The sequence below is a fragment of the Maritimimonas rapanae genome (assembly GCF_057837205.1).
Genome location: NZ_JBYQFI010000002.1, coordinates 264,988 through 281,097, shown reverse-complemented (window position 1 = coordinate 281,097; position 16,110 = coordinate 264,988). Strand labels below are relative to the sequence as shown.

General features: G+C 31.6%; 13 protein-coding genes and 1 tRNA gene. 4 read left to right on the top strand and 10 right to left on the bottom strand.

Annotation, left to right across the window (positions count from 1 at the left end):
* The first annotated feature begins 6 nt into the window (after positions 1-6).
* Entirely contained in the window at positions 7-402 is a 396-nt protein-coding gene (locus AC3IF2_RS11305; protein WP_489167354.1) for a nuclear transport factor 2 family protein, read from the top strand.
* On the opposite strand, the gene AC3IF2_RS11300 is transcribed toward AC3IF2_RS11305, so the two are convergent.
* The 6 genes from AC3IF2_RS11300 to AC3IF2_RS11275 are packed head-to-tail and all read right to left on the bottom strand — an operon-like array spanning position 403 to position 6,334.
* Positions 403-3,198 carry an alpha/beta hydrolase family protein gene (locus tag AC3IF2_RS11300; RefSeq protein WP_489167352.1) on the bottom strand — a complete coding sequence of 932 codons (2,796 nt, stop codon included), beginning with the start codon at positions 3,196-3,198 and terminating at the stop codon, positions 403-405.
* A gap of 51 nt (positions 3,199-3,249) precedes the next feature.
* Complete coding sequence (gene arfB, locus AC3IF2_RS11295) at positions 3,250-3,654, bottom strand: alternative ribosome rescue aminoacyl-tRNA hydrolase ArfB (RefSeq protein ID WP_489167351.1); 405 nt, start codon at positions 3,652-3,654, stop codon at positions 3,250-3,252.
* Positions 3,644-4,309, bottom strand: a complete 666-nt coding sequence (locus AC3IF2_RS11290) for an AAA family ATPase (protein WP_489167349.1) — start codon at positions 4,307-4,309, stop codon at positions 3,644-3,646. The genes arfB and AC3IF2_RS11290 overlap by 11 nt, the downstream gene beginning before the upstream one ends.
* Positions 4,270-4,980 carry a nicotinamide riboside transporter PnuC gene (gene pnuC / locus AC3IF2_RS11285; RefSeq protein ID WP_489167347.1) on the bottom strand — a complete coding sequence of 237 codons (711 nt, stop codon included), beginning with the start codon at positions 4,978-4,980 and terminating at the stop codon, positions 4,270-4,272. The genes AC3IF2_RS11290 and pnuC overlap by 40 nt, the downstream gene beginning before the upstream one ends.
* Positions 4,977-5,702 (bottom strand): phosphoglycerol geranylgeranyltransferase, encoded by a 726-nt coding sequence (locus tag AC3IF2_RS11280; protein WP_489167345.1) that lies wholly within the window; start codon positions 5,700-5,702, stop codon positions 4,977-4,979. Before AC3IF2_RS11280 ends, pnuC begins: the two co-directional genes overlap by 4 nt.
* A gap of 2 nt (positions 5,703-5,704) precedes the next feature.
* Positions 5,705-6,334 carry a 4'-phosphopantetheinyl transferase family protein gene (locus tag AC3IF2_RS11275; RefSeq protein WP_489167344.1) on the bottom strand — a complete coding sequence of 210 codons (630 nt, stop codon included), beginning with the start codon at positions 6,332-6,334 and terminating at the stop codon, positions 5,705-5,707.
* Between the two features lie 58 nt (positions 6,335-6,392).
* Here AC3IF2_RS11275 and ahcY point away from each other — a divergent pair, with 58 nt between their 5' ends.
* The 3 genes from ahcY to AC3IF2_RS11260 all read left to right on the top strand — a co-directional run bounded on the left by ahcY (position 6,393) and on the right by AC3IF2_RS11260 (position 8,681).
* Positions 6,393-7,709, top strand: a complete 1,317-nt coding sequence (gene ahcY / locus AC3IF2_RS11270) for an adenosylhomocysteinase (RefSeq protein WP_489167343.1) — start codon at positions 6,393-6,395, stop codon at positions 7,707-7,709.
* 96 nt (positions 7,710-7,805) lie between these two features.
* The gene (locus tag AC3IF2_RS11265; RefSeq protein ID WP_489167341.1) at positions 7,806-8,600 is read left to right on the top strand and encodes a universal stress protein; all 795 of its coding nucleotides are present in this window, start codon (positions 7,806-7,808) and stop codon (positions 8,598-8,600) included.
* Positions 8,601-8,607: 7 nt separating this feature from the next.
* Positions 8,608-8,681, top strand: a tRNA-Ala gene (locus AC3IF2_RS11260).
* Between the two features lie 43 nt (positions 8,682-8,724).
* Here the strand turns inward: AC3IF2_RS11260 and AC3IF2_RS11255 are convergent.
* The 4 genes from AC3IF2_RS11255 to AC3IF2_RS11240 form a co-directional block, all read right to left on the bottom strand.
* A complete protein-coding gene (locus AC3IF2_RS11255) occupies positions 8,725-9,564 on the bottom strand; it encodes an alpha/beta hydrolase family protein (RefSeq protein ID WP_489167339.1) in 840 nt (279 codons plus the stop codon).
* A 3-nt stretch (positions 9,565-9,567) separates the two neighbouring features.
* Positions 9,568-12,288: a PD-(D/E)XK nuclease family protein gene (locus AC3IF2_RS11250; protein ID WP_489167337.1), complete on the bottom strand. Its 2,721-nt coding sequence runs from the start codon at positions 12,286-12,288 to the stop codon at positions 9,568-9,570.
* A gap of 76 nt (positions 12,289-12,364) precedes the next feature.
* Entirely contained in the window at positions 12,365-13,735 is a 1,371-nt protein-coding gene (locus AC3IF2_RS11245) for an OmpA family protein (protein WP_489167335.1), read from the bottom strand.
* Between the two features lie 132 nt (positions 13,736-13,867).
* On the bottom strand, positions 13,868-16,021 hold the full coding sequence (locus AC3IF2_RS11240) for a peptidylprolyl isomerase (RefSeq protein ID WP_489167333.1): 2,154 nt from the start codon (positions 16,019-16,021) through the stop codon (positions 13,868-13,870).
* Positions 16,022-16,110 lie beyond the last annotated feature (89 nt).

The following is a 16,110-nucleotide window of genomic DNA, read 5'->3' as shown; positions in this document are numbered from 1 at the left end:
AAAAATATGAGTCAAACAAAAGGATTAAAAACATGGCATCAGTTTATAGAAAATAGAGATGTATCGTTATTGGACAAGTTTCTAGCAAATGATGCAGTACTTTATTCACCAGTGGTTTTTACGCCTATTGAAGGCAAGTTTTTTGTAAAAATGTACTTACTAGCTGCTGAGCAAATTATAGCAAATAAAACTTTTGAATATGTTAACGAAATCTCAGAAGACAATTATTCAGTCTTAGAATTTAAAACAGAAATTGATGGAGTTACCGTTGAGGGTGTAGATATAATTACATTCAATGATCAAGGGCAGTTAAAATCGTTAAAAGTTATGGTACGTCCTTTAAAAGCTATGAACATTGTCCATCAGAAAATGGGCGAATTTTTAGAAAAGATGAATCAATAATTACCCTTTACCGTTTAATAATTCTAACCCTTGATTAATCCCTTTTTCTATTGCCGGCACACCTCGTTTCATCCATACAGGTTTTGCTGCTCCTTTTAAATAGTAATCAAAAAATTGTGAGAGTCTTATATTAAAATCTTTTCTATTCTGAAATTTTAATGGCCAATGTGGTTCATCATTATAATTTAAAAACCACGAAGGTTTACCTAAACGTCTTAAACTTACAAAGAGCTCTATGCCTTGATACCATGGTACATGACCATCAGCATCATTGTGCATAATTAGTAAGGGAGTATTTACTTTATCAAGATTAAAAATAGGTGAATTCTCTATATAACGAGCAGGATATTCCCATGGTGTACCACCAATTCTACTTTGCGTATGTTCATATTGAAACTGTCTACTTAGACCAGTCCACCATCGAATTCCACCATATGCACTAATCATATTGGGTACTGGTGCACCAGCTTCAGCGGCTTTAAAAATATCTGTTTTGGTAACTAAATAAGCAATTTGATAACCACCCCAGCTATGACCTTGTACTCCGATATTATCCTTATCAATGAATCCTTTTTCAATTAAAGAAGTAACTCCTGGAATCACACAATTATAAGCACTTTCACCAGGATAACCTTCACGATAATAAACATCTGGATTAAAGATTACATATCCGTTACTAGCATAATATGGATAATTAATTGTTGAACGCCCAAAGGTTGGAGCACGATGTCTGTGTAAACCATTAGAACTTTTCTCATAAAAATTAACGATCATGGGATACTTCTTATCGGGGTCAAAATTTTCTGGTTTAACCAACATTCCTGTTAATTCTTTTCCGTCAAGGGATGTCCATTTTATCTGCTCAATAGTGCCCCAATTGTAATCCTTTTGTTGAGGATTAGCATTACTAATCTTAACTTGATTTTTAAAGTTAAGGTCAGCATATCGAATATCTGGAAATTCTTGAAATGATTCTCTGGTAAAAATAAATCCATCATTCAATTTAGCCTTTTTGGTTCTTGAATATCTATGTGGACTTACAACAAGCTGTTTTCCTTTATTATTTTTTGGGTTGAATTCATAAAACCCACCATCTTTAGTGTTTTCATTAAAAGTAGATAGCAACCATTTTTTATTAGCATCTAGAAATCGCTCTTCATCATCAAGTTTAAAATACCTGTAAACTGTTTTGGTTTCTCTACCTTTTGTTAATCTTGAGTTTTCACCAGTAGTAGGATTATACTTAAATAGGTCATAACGATCATAAAGAATTAGGTGTTTATCATCTTTAGTCCAACCAGCACTACCATAAGGATAGGGTGGTGTTGGACTGTCGTGTAATTCGTTATAAAAAACTTTGCCCTTAGTTAAAGGTTGGTATTTAGAATTTTTGATGTTATAGGCAAACCAAGTGCTATCAATGCGATTGTAGCCAAAGGCATACATACCTTTCGGGCTTAAGTTTACATTACCAGCGACTTTAGCAAGTATTTTCTTTCGATTACCATTTTCTATAACTACAATAGCATATTCTCTTGCCCATAAACCATCCCATTGACTTTCGAGTTGATGCGGTTCAGGATTATCAACTAATGCAAAAGACCCATTGCCTTCATTTGCGAGCTTCGTATTTGGATGCTCTTTTGTGCCTAGTTGCACTAGTTTATTATTGCTATTAAGATGAATTGCCGTTTTGTAAGATTTCTTTTTATCATTTTTTACATCTAATTCTTGAACTGTATATAGTCTAGGCTCATTATAAGTCCATACTTCTACATTTACAATTTCATCGTCTATAAGTGTAGTGTCTTTTACTATTGGAGGAGCAGCCAACCCAAAATACAATTTAGATTCATCCTTTGAAAAATGAGTTTCCCCATCGGAAGACACTAAATATCCTTTCGGTGAAGAATTGCTATCAAGTAATTTTTTGGCTGAAGTGTTATTTTCTTTCCAATGATATAATTCGTTTGGACGCACCTGAACTTTTGTAGTATCATTATCAACTACAAATGCGAGATTCTTCCCCGAATCGCTAAAATTTAGTTGATAGAATTTTGCTTTTTCAGTTTGATATATTGGTTTTACCTCTTCATTTTCTAGGTTTAACACATAAACACCAGCATTGATTTTGTCCTTTTCACCAGTAGTTGAATAAGCAAATCGTTTTCCTTCTTTGGCAAATGTAAAATGAGTGACATACTTAAATGTATCTTGCTTTTTTGTTGTGAGGTTTTTGAGCACTAAATGATATCCGTTTTCTTTACCTACTTTTTTAGACTTCTTTTTCTTTTTGTCTTTTGCTTGAGTTGAATCCTTTTTTTCTTTCTTTTTTGATTTCATTTCTTCAAAAGTATAAGCAATATAACCAGACCACTTTTCTGGGATTTTGTAGGATTTCACATTGGCTATTTTAGTCAATGATTTATCGATCAAATTAAAAACACCTATAGAATCTTTCGGTAATTTATCTTTTTTCACCTTTTTTCGTTTCAATTCTGCTATACTATCCTTCCAAGGCTTGATAGTAAAAAAAGCAAATTTAGAATCATATGAAAATTGTCCTTTCAGACCTCTTGCATATTCAAATAAAGTTGAAGCATCCTTATTTTTTATGTTTAGAAAATTATCTCGTTCACCTTTTTCGAGAGAATACATAATATAGTCGCCGTTAGGTGATATGGCTTGATCTTTTATAGCATTCCAAATTTCTTTATCAGAATGATTTAAAACTTTTTTCTGGGAAAATGAAAAAACAGAAAGGCAAATAAATAGGGTAGAAATAGTAGTTTTCATAAGGAGTTAGTTCTGAGGTATAAATATAATACAATTGAAGCTGAAACAGAATTAGTTAAGGTTAGGTTTTTTTCGACCACTTTTCTTTTCTGATTGCTTCTTCTTTTTATCTAATCGGTTTTTTACAGATGCTTTGGTTGGTTTAGTCGCTTTTCTCCGTTTAGGTTTTTTTAATCCTTTCTTAAGAAGTTCGTAAAAGCGTTCAATAGCTAGCTCTTTATTTTTATGCTGACTGCGACTTTCGTCACAAAAAAGAATCAGCAGCTTATCTTTGGTAAGCTTAGTTGAAAGGTTTTTATAAAGTAATTCTTTTTCCTCTTCAGGTAAATGGGAAGTATTTGCAACATCAAACGTTAATTCAATTTTAGAGGATACCTTATTTACATGTTGCCCGCCTGCACCAGAACTTCTAACGGCCTTAAATTGAAGTTCTTTTCTAATACCTTCAAAATCCATCACCCATGTTAAAATTTTGCTGATCGGTGCTTTGATGTAAAAAATGTAGATCGAGATCAATCAATGTTTCAGAGAAATTATCTAAACCTTCACTTTTCTCAAGTAATTTATCAATAGCTTTAGTAGCTATTTTTAATCGTGTTTCTTTATCTCCTTTTAATAAAATATATGGGCGATTGTATTTTTTTAAAGCATTCTCAAAAGCATTAAACATTTCTAAACGTTGTTCAGGTCTATCACGTAGATCATCAGCTTCCCAAGGAGTATCTATATAAGTTAGAAGGTATAAATCGTATTGATTTTGCTTGGCAGCTTCATCTAATTTTGGATCTACAAACCCGCCATAATATTCTTCTGAATAGACTTTAGTTTCTAAGAGGTCAGTATCACAGATTAAGATTTTATCAGCTTTTTTAGCAAGCTCATTTTCTAATTTCATTTGCCCGATGGCAATCGGTAAAAGGTCTGAATTTTCGCAAGTCTTACGTTCATTATTCCACTTATCTTGTAAATATTCACGAGCATATTCTGGCGCCCAAACAGTATTGTAATGGCGTGAAAGTTGGATAGAAAGCGTCGTTTTTCCTGTAGATTCGGGACCAAACAATACAACTTTTATGATGTTTGCAGGTTGCTGTTTAAGCTTTTCTTCCATAAGATGTATCCTTGAATAGCTAAAATTAAGAAAATTGTGTATTGAATTCCGGTAAAACCGTAACCTTTTACAAAATAAAGCGGAATAGAAACAATGTTTCCTGCAATCCAGAATATCCAATGCTCTATTTTTTTATTGGCCATTAACCACATAGCCGCAAAGAAAATTCCCGTGGTAAACGTGTCTAGAAAAGGAGTGATCTTTCTAAAATTTTCTAGACTACCCGAAAACATATTTGTAATAGCATAATTAATACTCTCTGAAAGCCCTAAATTATTAGGCATCACATTGTAATATCGATAAACAGCAATTACAAATAGCGAAGTAAAAATAAAAATACCAGTAGTTTTTAATTTGTCGTTTTTATCCGTTCTTGTAATTGGAATGTGGTGTTTATCGTCATCAATAATTTTACTCCACATATACCAGCCATAAATACTCATAGCAGTGTAGTAAATGTTAATGATTAAATCACCATAGAGGTTCCATTGAGATAATAAATACACATATAAACCTGTACTAATAATGCCAGTAGGGTAGACTAAAATATTTTCTTTTTTAGCATAAAAAACACTAACAACCCCAAAAAAAGCTGCTATAAATTCTAGAACAATATTAATTACTTCGGCATTCTTATAAGGCTCAATAAAAAAATCTATTAATTCATTCATTTACTCAATTCGTTAAAGAAATTTTGATTTTCCTCAAAAGCCGTACCTATTACTACCATATCTGCACCAGCTAAATAAGCGTTTCCTAACTGTTCTTTGTTTCTTATGCCACCACCTATAATTAACGGGATAGTCAGTTCTCCCTTCACTGCTTTTATAATACTTGCCTCAACGGGCACCGTTGCTCCTGAACCGGCTTCGAGGTAGATGAGTTGTTTACCAGAATATTGACCTGCTACGGCTGTATGAACTATTTCTTGCACATTATTTTGTGAAATAGGTATTGTGTTGCTAACTCTCTGCACCGCAGTTTCAATACCTCCATCTATCAATAAATACCCAGTTGGGATTATTTCTAGATCAGACCCCATTAAAGAGGGCACAGATTTAATTTGTTGCTCAATTAAGTATTCAGGATTTCTACCAGACATCAATGATAAAAAAAGAATACCGTCTGCTTTTTGCGTGATTTGAGAATAATCTCCTGGAAACAGTAAAACAGGTAACTGAGTTAATTGTTTAACTTTTTGAACAACAGATTTTGATTTTTGATTTTTATCTGTACTGCCACCTATAAAAATATGTGTGGCTACAGAATTGTGTATTTTATCAAAAAGATCAGGCAGTTTTTCTAAAACTACCTTGTCGGGATCAATTAGAATTGCCAATAGTTTTTTATTGGATAGAGTCGCATCTATAATGCCTTTATAAATTCTATCCATAATTATTGTAGAGCGTAAACGCAGGTAAATCCTTCAAACTCTAAAAATGTGATAGAATAATTTGTGGCTTTACCGTTAAATTTCACTTTTCCTGTTGTTTGTGCATCGTCAAAAGAGAAATCTTCTATATATATATTATTTAAAAAGCTCAATCCTTCAGCAGGATGTATTTTAAATAACGATTCTTTAGCTCCCCAAACAATAGTTAATTTACTAACCAAGGCATCATGATTGGCTATTATTTTATATTCTCTTAAAGGAGTAAATTTATTTGCTATTCGAACGATTTTATCGCGTTGCTTCTCAATATCAATTCCCACTGAAGTGTCTTCACTCACAATAATTGCTGAAAAATGAAACGAATGTGTAATTGAAATATAATTACCGTCTTTTAAATGAGGCTTTCCTAAATTATCATAAAATAGATCAGCATCTACATATCCTGCTTTAGCTAATAAATGACGGACACTCATAAATCCTCGACGATGTAATTCAGATTTCATACCGTCAACTCTTTTTTGACAAGTAGCTGTTAATTCAATTCCTTTCGAAAGTTCGACATAAGATTCTTCGATCTTCCAGATGTAGACTTTAGTTGTATTGTTTACGTCAATTGTCTTGTAAATAGGCATATTAAAAAGTTATTCCGTAACTTTGCAAGCTAATTTAGAGATAAACAAAGATACGAATATGAGTACAAAAACCGCTACGTATGTTCCTTATAAAGTGAAAGATATTTCTTTGGCTGATTGGGGAAGAAAAGAGATTGAATTAGCTGAAGCTGAAATGCCAGGCTTAATGTCTTTACGCGAAGAATATAAAAACGAGCAGCCTTTAAAAGGAGCTCGAATTGCAGGATGTTTGCATATGACAATTCAAACAGCTGTACTAATTGAAACATTACAAGCTCTTGGAGCTGAAGTTACTTGGAGTTCTTGTAATATATTCTCTACACAAGATCAAGCTGCCGCTGCTATTGCAGCTGCTGGATTTCCAGTATATGCTTGGAAAGGCATGAGTGAAGAAGAATTCGATTGGTGTATTGAGCAAACACTATTCTTTGGTGAAGATAAAAAACCATTGAATATGATCTTAGACGATGGAGGAGATCTAACAAATATGGTATTAGATAAGTATCCTGAACTTGTTGACGGTATTAAAGGATTATCAGAAGAAACTACAACAGGTGTTCACAGATTGTACGATAGAGTAAAAGAAGGCACATTGCCAATGCCTGCAATTAATGTGAATGACTCTGTTACTAAGTCGAAATTTGATAACAAATATGGTTGTAGAGAATCTGCCGTAGATGCAATTAAACGCGCTACAGATCTAATGATAGCGGGTAAACGTGTAACAGTGTGTGGTTATGGCGATGTTGGAAAAGGTACTGCAGCTTCATTTAGAGGTGCTGGTGCGATTGTTACCGTTACAGAAATTGACCCAATTTGTGCTCTGCAAGCAGCTATGGATGGTTACGAGGTGAAGAAATTAGATACTGTTGTGGCTAAATCAGATATTGTTATTACTACAACTGGTAATAAAGATATTGTTCAATCTCGTCATTTTGAAGCAATGAAAGACAAGACCATCGTTTGTAATATTGGTCACTTTGATAATGAGATTGATATGGCATGGTTAAATGATAATCATGGTAATACTAAAGTAGAAATTAAGCCTCAAGTTGATAAATATACCCTTAACGGGAAAGATATTATTGTGCTGGCAGAAGGACGCTTAGTAAATTTAGGTTGTGCTACGGGACACCCTAGTTTTGTAATGAGTAATTCATTCACAAATCAGACTTTAGCACAAATTGAACTTTGGAATAATTCTGATAAATACGAAAACAAAGTATATATGTTGCCTAAGCATCTTGATGAGAAAGTAGCGCGTTTACACTTAGAAAAAATAGGTGTAGAGTTAGAGACTTTACGTGAAGATCAAGCTGAATATATTGGTGTTACGGTTGAAGGACCATATAAACCTGAATATTATAGATACTAAAAAGAGTTTCATTATTATAGATACTATATAACCCTTACTTTCGTTAGTAAGGGTTTTTAATTTTAATTGAATTATCTTTGCAAAAATTTTAAGCTAATGAAAAATTTATTAGTTCCAATAGGTTCAAGTGGTAACGCAGTAAACACTTTACAATATGCAATAGACTTTGCTAACGCAATTGGCGCAAAAGTGTATGTTACTCAAATATATGAAAGCACTCGTGTTGCAGGATCTTTAAAAAATATCGATGCTGTTTTAGAAGAAGATAGTAAACAAGAACTTCAAAATATATTAGACCAAGTAGACACAAAAAATGTAGAGATAGCTGCGGCCTCGATTAGAGGAAACGTATTTGATAGTATTGAAGCATTAGCAAAACATTTAGAAATTGATCTAATTGTATCATCAGCTAAAAGTGTTTCGACAGATGAAACCCTATATTTAGGTAAGATACCGGGGAGCCTGGTAAAAGATATTGACGTGCCGGTATTAATTGTTCCTGCTCAATATAGATTTAAACCAGTTTCAAAAATTTTAATGGCTATTAAATCTGGTAAAATAAAACCGGGAACTGTATTAGATCCTTTTATAAAGATTTTAAACAAGTTTAACGCTACCGTAGACCTAATTCAAATTATTACACCTAAAGCAACTGATGATGATAAAGAAGTTAGTGAAGATTTGAAAAATCTAGCTACAACTTTTAAAACGACAGAAAATGCCACTATTTTTCAGGGAGTTTTAGAACACTTACATATAACAGAACCTGATATGCTATGTGTGATGCGACGTAAGCGTGGATTTTTTGCTAAACTTTGGGAAAAAGATACTGTTAAAAAATCTTATTTTGAAAGTAGAATTCCGCTTTTAGTTCTAAAGGGAATTGCATAAATAATTTGGGGATGTAGCTCAGCTGGCTAGAGCGCTTGACTGGCAGTCAAGAGGTCGTGGGTTCGACTCCCATCTTCTCCACACTTAAATTTCAAACCGCACTTGATGCGGTTTTTTTATTGTTTTAACTGTGAAACTCAATTGATCTATCAACAACTTCTATTAATTGAGAAGGCATGCTTTTTTCTTCCCAAGGATGTTTTGCGCCAAATACATGATTTGCATTTTCAATAGATAGTAAGACACTTTTAGCGTTCCATTTATGTAAAGATTCAGCTTCATTAAAAAGAACAGAAGGGTCGTTTTTACCATGAATAATTAAATGTGGTATTTTCAATTTTTCTGTTGCAGATTTAATTTTCAATCTATCTTCATTCGCTTTAAAATCTTTATAAAATTGATAGTTATGAGGCATCATTTGTTTTGTTCTACCATTCAACACATATTTAACTCCATCTTTTTTCCATTGTTCAAGATTACCAACCGTTGCAGTTCGTTTTCCAAAATCACAAATACTTGCCCAAGTAATTAATTTTGTAACTCTACTATCTTCAGAAGCTTTTATCGTTACAATTCCACCACCTCTTGAATGACCAATTAACGTGATGCTGTTCGGATCAATTTGATCTTTAAAATCATCATTAGACAAAATAAAATCTATAACAGATTGTAGATCGTCAAGCTCTTTGGTGTAATTATTTTCTGCAAAAGCTTCTAGATCTGGAAAATCTATAGGTTGGTCTACAGTACCTCCGTTATGTGAAAAATTGAACTTCACAAAGAAAAAATTATTGTTAGCAAATTGTTCTGCAACTAAATTCCAACAACCCCAATCTTTAAAACCCTTATAACCATGAGCAAAAATGACAATGGGTTTTAATTGATGATTGTTACTATATAAAAAGTCAATTAAAATAGGTTTTTGATGTTGCCCGTCGATTATATGATTTTTAATGATTTTCATATTTTAAAAATATTTATTCTCATTTTCAGTAAAAGGAACAGCTTGGTTGAAAATTTCTTCTATGAGCTCTTTTAATTCTACTATAAAATGATCCATGTCTTCTTGAGAAATAGGGGCTTTATTAAATTTTAAAAACCCTGATTTCAGATTCTTAAATGAAACAACACCACTTTCAATTATTTTCGAATTATTTCTGGTGTTCATTCTGTTATAGATAAAAGCATATAGTAGCACCTGAAAACTTTTGCTGAACTTATAATCCGAGGTAATTACAGACCAGTCTTTTACTGTTAAATCTTTTTGTTCAACCTTCCCTGTTTTATAATCTATAATTCTTAACACGCCATCTAGTTCGTCTATTCTATCTGCTTGGCCAATTAATTTTATAGGGAAATTTAAATCTTCAACTAATATTTCTGTTTCTAGATCATATTCAAGTTCTAAAATTTTAAGTTGCTTTCCCTCTTTCAATAATTTTAATTCATAATTCAAAAAATTAGTAATAAACTGTTGTGCAACGTTGTAGATCAATAAGTTTTTTCCTGAAGAAATATCACCATTCCTATATTCTTTAGTAAACCATTTTTTAACCTCGGAGGCAACTTTCTTTTTCATTACGAGGATATCTTCAGATTGAAGTATTGTTCCTTTAAAAGGGAGATAAAATGACTCTAAAGTTTTATGTATAATTGTTCCTAAAGTATTGACAGCTATAGTTTCTTCTGCTTCTTCGATTTCTTTAACTCCTAGTATCTTATGCTCATAAAATTTAATAGGGTTGTTTATATAATTAGTCAAAGATGTTGGTGAAAATCCTTTTTTTGCCAGTTCTTCTAATCGATTAATAATGGATGCCGTTTTATTAATTTGTTTAAGTTCTGATTTGTCAGAATTTACTTTAGGACTAACAACATATTTCTCTATAGCTGAGGGTTTATTAATTTCTAACTCAGTAATAAATCGGCTTTGCTCACCTGAACCATATTGATCATTTTCTGTGTTGTAGAGTAAATAAATATTTTTCGCTCTTTGAATTAAACGATAAAAGTGATACGAAAAGATTGCATCTCGTTCTTGATATGTAGGTAAACCAACTTCTTTTTTTACATCGAATGGAATAAAAGAATTATCTGATTTAGCCGCAGGTAATATTCCTTCGTTAACAGAAGTTAGTATTACATTTTCAAAATCCAGAACACGTGTTTCTAACATGCCCATTAATTGGAGTCCGGATAAAGGTTCGCCTTGAAAGGATAGTTTTTCGTTTTTAATTATTTGTTTAAATAGCTGTGAAAGAGTTTTAATATTTTTTACATACCCTGAATCAATATTTAGTTGCAGTATTTGATTTAATACTGTAAGATTCTTAAATAAGAATTCACGTTCAATTGTATCGCTAGTTTTTTCCTTTAAAATTTCTATTAAGTGAATACAGTTTTTGAGCGCGATATTTGCATCATTATACCAGTTATCAATTAAAAAGTGAATTGAATCAGTTGCGATTGATATTTTTTCCGAAATAACTCTAAAAATGTCCTTATTTATGTAGATATAATTGTTCTTTAATATTTCATCAACTAGCGAAGTACTATTTAATATTTTGTTTATTAAAGGGTGACTCAGTACCAAAATAATGTTTTTATAATAATATGATTTACCCTGGTTTTTAGTATTAATATGTAATTTAAAGATTACCTCTATTAATGATGTAATAGACATGTTTTTTAGATCATAACCCATAGTTATATTTACACGCTCAACACTATTAGGTAAAGAACTTAGAGTTAGAGGAAGTAAAGATTCATCAGCTAATACTAAAGCTGTATTTTGATAATTATTTTCTTTGCTATTTAATTTAGAGAGGATTTCTGCTACATATTTTATTTGAGAATTATTTTTTGGAGCTCCAATTATCTTAATATTTTTTGATTTTTCTAGATTACTCTCTATCCAATTAAAAGAATTGTCTTTAAAGTATTTCCAATCATTCTTATATTTTCTCAAAAAAATAGATGCCGGATGATCTTTATAATAATATGAGTCGACATCCCAATAAATGGTTGCTAATTCATTTTCTAATAATTCTTGAATGATTAGCTCTTCAGATTTATTTAGAGCGTTGAATCCTACAAAAACAAGCTTTTTATGTGAGTTGTTCTCAATATAATTTTGAAGGTTCTCGACAGCTTCTCGATATTGAATTCCTTGATAGCCTTGTTTTTTAGAAATAAGCTCATCATAGAGTTTGTAATAATAGATTTCTAGGCGATCAAAAAAAGTGAGATAATTTTCTATTAATTTGGTTTCAGCACCTTTTTGTGTGCCCCATTTTTCTAATCTATCAATACTTTTTAAATAACTAAAAATATAGTGAGTATCAATTTTATGCCTGTCTATTTCGTTAAAATCTTGTAAAGCCACCAAAGCCCATTTTGAGAAAGAATCAAAAGTTTCGATTATTTCTTTATTGGTATTATTTAAATAAATTGAATAAAACTTAAAAAGAAGAGTCGTTTGATCTATTTGGGCTACAGAAGATAATTCATAAATGAAATCTTCTATGCTTACTATTTCAGGAAAAAGAATAGGCTCATTTACCTTACTTTTTATTTCCTGCTTTAAAAAAGTTCCAGCTCGTTTATTTGGAAGAATAAAAGTAATATTAGAAATAGAAAATGGCTTTTTAAGAACGTCATCTATAACATTTGATAAAAAATTAGGCATAAAACGAATGTACAAATGTTGCGGAAAATAAAAAAGCCGCACATTGTGCGGCTTTCAATTATTTTTAAAACTTTAATTAGTCGTTAAGATTAATTTCAGTTCTTCTGTTTTGAGCTCTACCTCTTCTTGTTCTATTAGAAGCAATTGGGTTGTCTTCACCAAATCCTTTAGAAGATAATCTTAAAGAATTAACACCTTTAGATACTAAATAATCTAATACAGATTTAGCTCTTTCTTCAGAAAGCTTCTGATTTAATTCTTTAGAACCAACGCTATCTGTATGACCTTCAATGCTGAACTTAGAATCTTTGTATTCTTTCATGATATCAGCAATTAAATCTAATTTTTCAGAAACACCTGGTCTGAAAGAAGATTTACCAGTATTGAAATAAATAGCTTTAGCAAACTCATCTAATTTAGCTTTAGCCTCTTCAGTAATGATGATTAATGGACAACCTTGATTAGAAGCAGGACCTACTTCATTAACACAATTATCATCTTTATCTAATACGCCATCACCGTCTGTATCTGGCCATGGGCAACCTTTATTTTCTTTAGGACCAGCAACATCTTTACACTCGTCATCCTTGTCATATACGCCATCACCATCAGCATCAGGACAACCATTATTTGCAGCAGTACCAGCTTCATTTGGACATTGATCATCTTTATCAGCAACACCATCACCATCAGCATCAGGACAGCCATTTAATGCAGCTAAACCAGCTTCATTTGGACACGCATCGTCACCATCTTTAATACCGTCACCATCTGTATCAGGACAACCATTGAATGCTTCTAAACCAAATACTTCTGGACATTCATCATCTTTATCATAAATACCATCTTTGTCAGTATCTTTTCCACCAAACTTAACAATAACACCTAATGCATGTTGGAAGTGAGGTAGAACTCTAGCTTCGTCAAAAGAATGTTTATAAGTTGATTGAATGTTTAAACCTAAATGATCAGTAAACATAATATTAAAACCTGCACCTCCATTAAAAGTACCAACACCTAAATCATTCATAAAAGTATAACCACCACCTACGGCTAAATATGGATCAAACCATTTAGATTTTCCAAAAACATTTTGAAGATTATATCTAATATCTAAATCACCACCATAATATGACCAATCACCAACTCTAGTATCACCTAAATCTTTTATTCTATTAAGCGATAAAGCTACTCCAGCAGAAAACCCATCACCTAAATATCTACCAACTCTTACTCTAGAAATTGAAGGAATAATGTTATAATGGTCAGTTAAATTGAAGAACTCGTCAAACCATTTACCTTGCCCAAAACTTGTTTGATTTGTCGGATATGTATCGACAGCATTAATACCAAAGTCAATAGACCAAGGATTGTTCTCATCTTGTGCATTCATGCTTAAACCAGCAAAAAGAGCCAAAACGAAAATTACTTTTTTCAAATGTTTCATTTTAATTAATTTTTAATTTATAGTTTCTGTTTTAAATTTATTACAAATTCTGTTATTATAAGTGCAAATATATAAAATCTTACTTTATATAATGATACGCTTCTTTTTTTTTAATATGAATGAAATTTTCTATTAATAAAAAACTGCTCTATTATCTTCTATCTCAGAAGAATTTTTTAACACATCATATGCTTTGTTTCCTCTACCTTGTAATTTTCCTTCTATAGAACTAGCAAAACTTTTAAAATTATCTATACTAACAGGATCTTCTTTTTTAAGAATCTTTACAGCATATATAGCATTCTTAGATTCTACACCAAGATAAGTTTTATCGACATCAAGAGAGGCTAGTACATTTATAAGCTCTGGAACTCTGCCAACATTAGGTAAAACTGGGCTCGATACCGAAATAGTTCTACTTGTATTTACCTTAGAATTAAAAGCATTGGCTATATTTAGTAAGTCAGCCCCGGCTGTTTTAATTTTGTCTTTAATTATTTGAGCTTTCTTTTCATTTAAAAGAATATTTCTTATTGAAGCTTTAGAATTACCAATTGCTAATCCTTTTTTATTTTTTTTAATCAGTTTTACAACAGCGTAACCATTATCAGTATCAAACCTTTTACTATCATTTTCACTAGTAGGTTTTTCGAAAAGCCACTTAATAATTTGTCTTTGATCGCCTAAGGTAGAAACTTGCTCATCTAATTCTTTAAGTCCATTTACTGGCTGAACAGTATATGAATTTTCTTTAGCTAATTCAATAATATCTTTTCCACTTGTTAATTCTGAAGCAAAAGTTTCAGCTTTTTCAAAAATTGTATTTTCAGTTTCTTCAGAAGCTTCTATCTTTCTTGAAAAGGTGGATAATTTTAGAGCAGGTTGAAGATTTTTCTGCCCTTCAATTTCGATAATATGAAATCCAAATGCTGTTTTTACAACTCCTAAATCCCCAACTTTTCCTTCAAAAGTAAAATCTCTAAATTCTGGAACCATTTGAGTATATGGATACCAATCGTACTTGCCACCTTTACTAATACTAGCTTTATCGGAAGAGAAATCATTTACAAATGTTTCAAATTTAGATTTATCACTTTTTAAAACGGTCAATAAACTATCAGCTGTTGCTTTAGCTTGATCTTCTGTTTGAGTGATAGTTGCGTCAGCACTTCTCGAACCTAAAAAAGGAATTAAAATATGTCTTGATTTAACAGAATCAGGTAGCTGTTTAATATCAGAAACCTTAGTTAACTTGAAATATTCGCCATCTTTATAAGGGCCATAAACTTCTCCTTTGTTAAAAGAGAAGATAGTATCTTTTATAGAAGGCGAAATTCTCACTTTAGTGTAGAATGCTTCATCTAATGGAGTGTCTGAGTTATTGTCTCTAAAAAATTGAGCATCATCAACAGTATTAATAAACCCAGTAATTTTCACATTAGTTTTTGCTGCTGAACTATATTCTTCCCGATCATTAATTAACTTTTTTAATTCAGCTTCAATTACAGCTTCATCCTCTGGAGTTGCTTTAATATCAAATTTTACGAAACTAATATTTCTAGAAGCTTCAGATTTATAATCTTCTTTATGAGACTTCACATAATCTTTAATTTCATCATCAGTTACAGTAACTAAACTATCAGCAATTGAAGAAAATGGAATATGTACATATTCTATATCTAACTTCGTGTTTTTATCAATATAATCTCTTTCACCTTCTTTTAAAGTAGCTCCTAAACCAACTTTAATTAGATTGGAATAGGTGCTTAATTCTAAGTTAGATTTAATATTACGCTCATATTCTAACCAACCTAACCATTGAGCGTTACTTTGCTCATCTTCGCCAGCATTATCTTTTAATGTAGCGATGTATTCTTTTAGTTTTTCTTCATCAAAAAGTCCTGCTTCGTTTTTAAACAAGGGGCTATTTTGAATAAAAGGCTGTTTTAATATTTCATCCCAAACATCTTTTTCGCCAACAACAATACCAGATTTTTCTAGTTGAGTTTTATATACCTTTTCACGAACTAGGTTATCCCAAGCAGTTTTTACATTTTGTAATTGAGAAGTTCTGTTGCCAGAACGAGCACGTTGTTGATCTACTAATTGAGCAAAATCTTCACGAGATATGGTTTCACCATTAATTTCACCTATATTATTAGTGGTTTTATTAAATAAAGGGCTGTTAGCATCAAACAAGCCAGTTAAAACAAAGGCAAATAGCGCCATTGCAATAATGATAATTAAAAATAAAGAGCGTTCTCTAATCTTTCCTAAAATTGCCATTCTACTGTTATTTTAAATTTAGTGTGCGAAAATACAATTTACCTTTAAATAAAAAAAGGATAAATACAATGAAATTAACTAAGTAATAC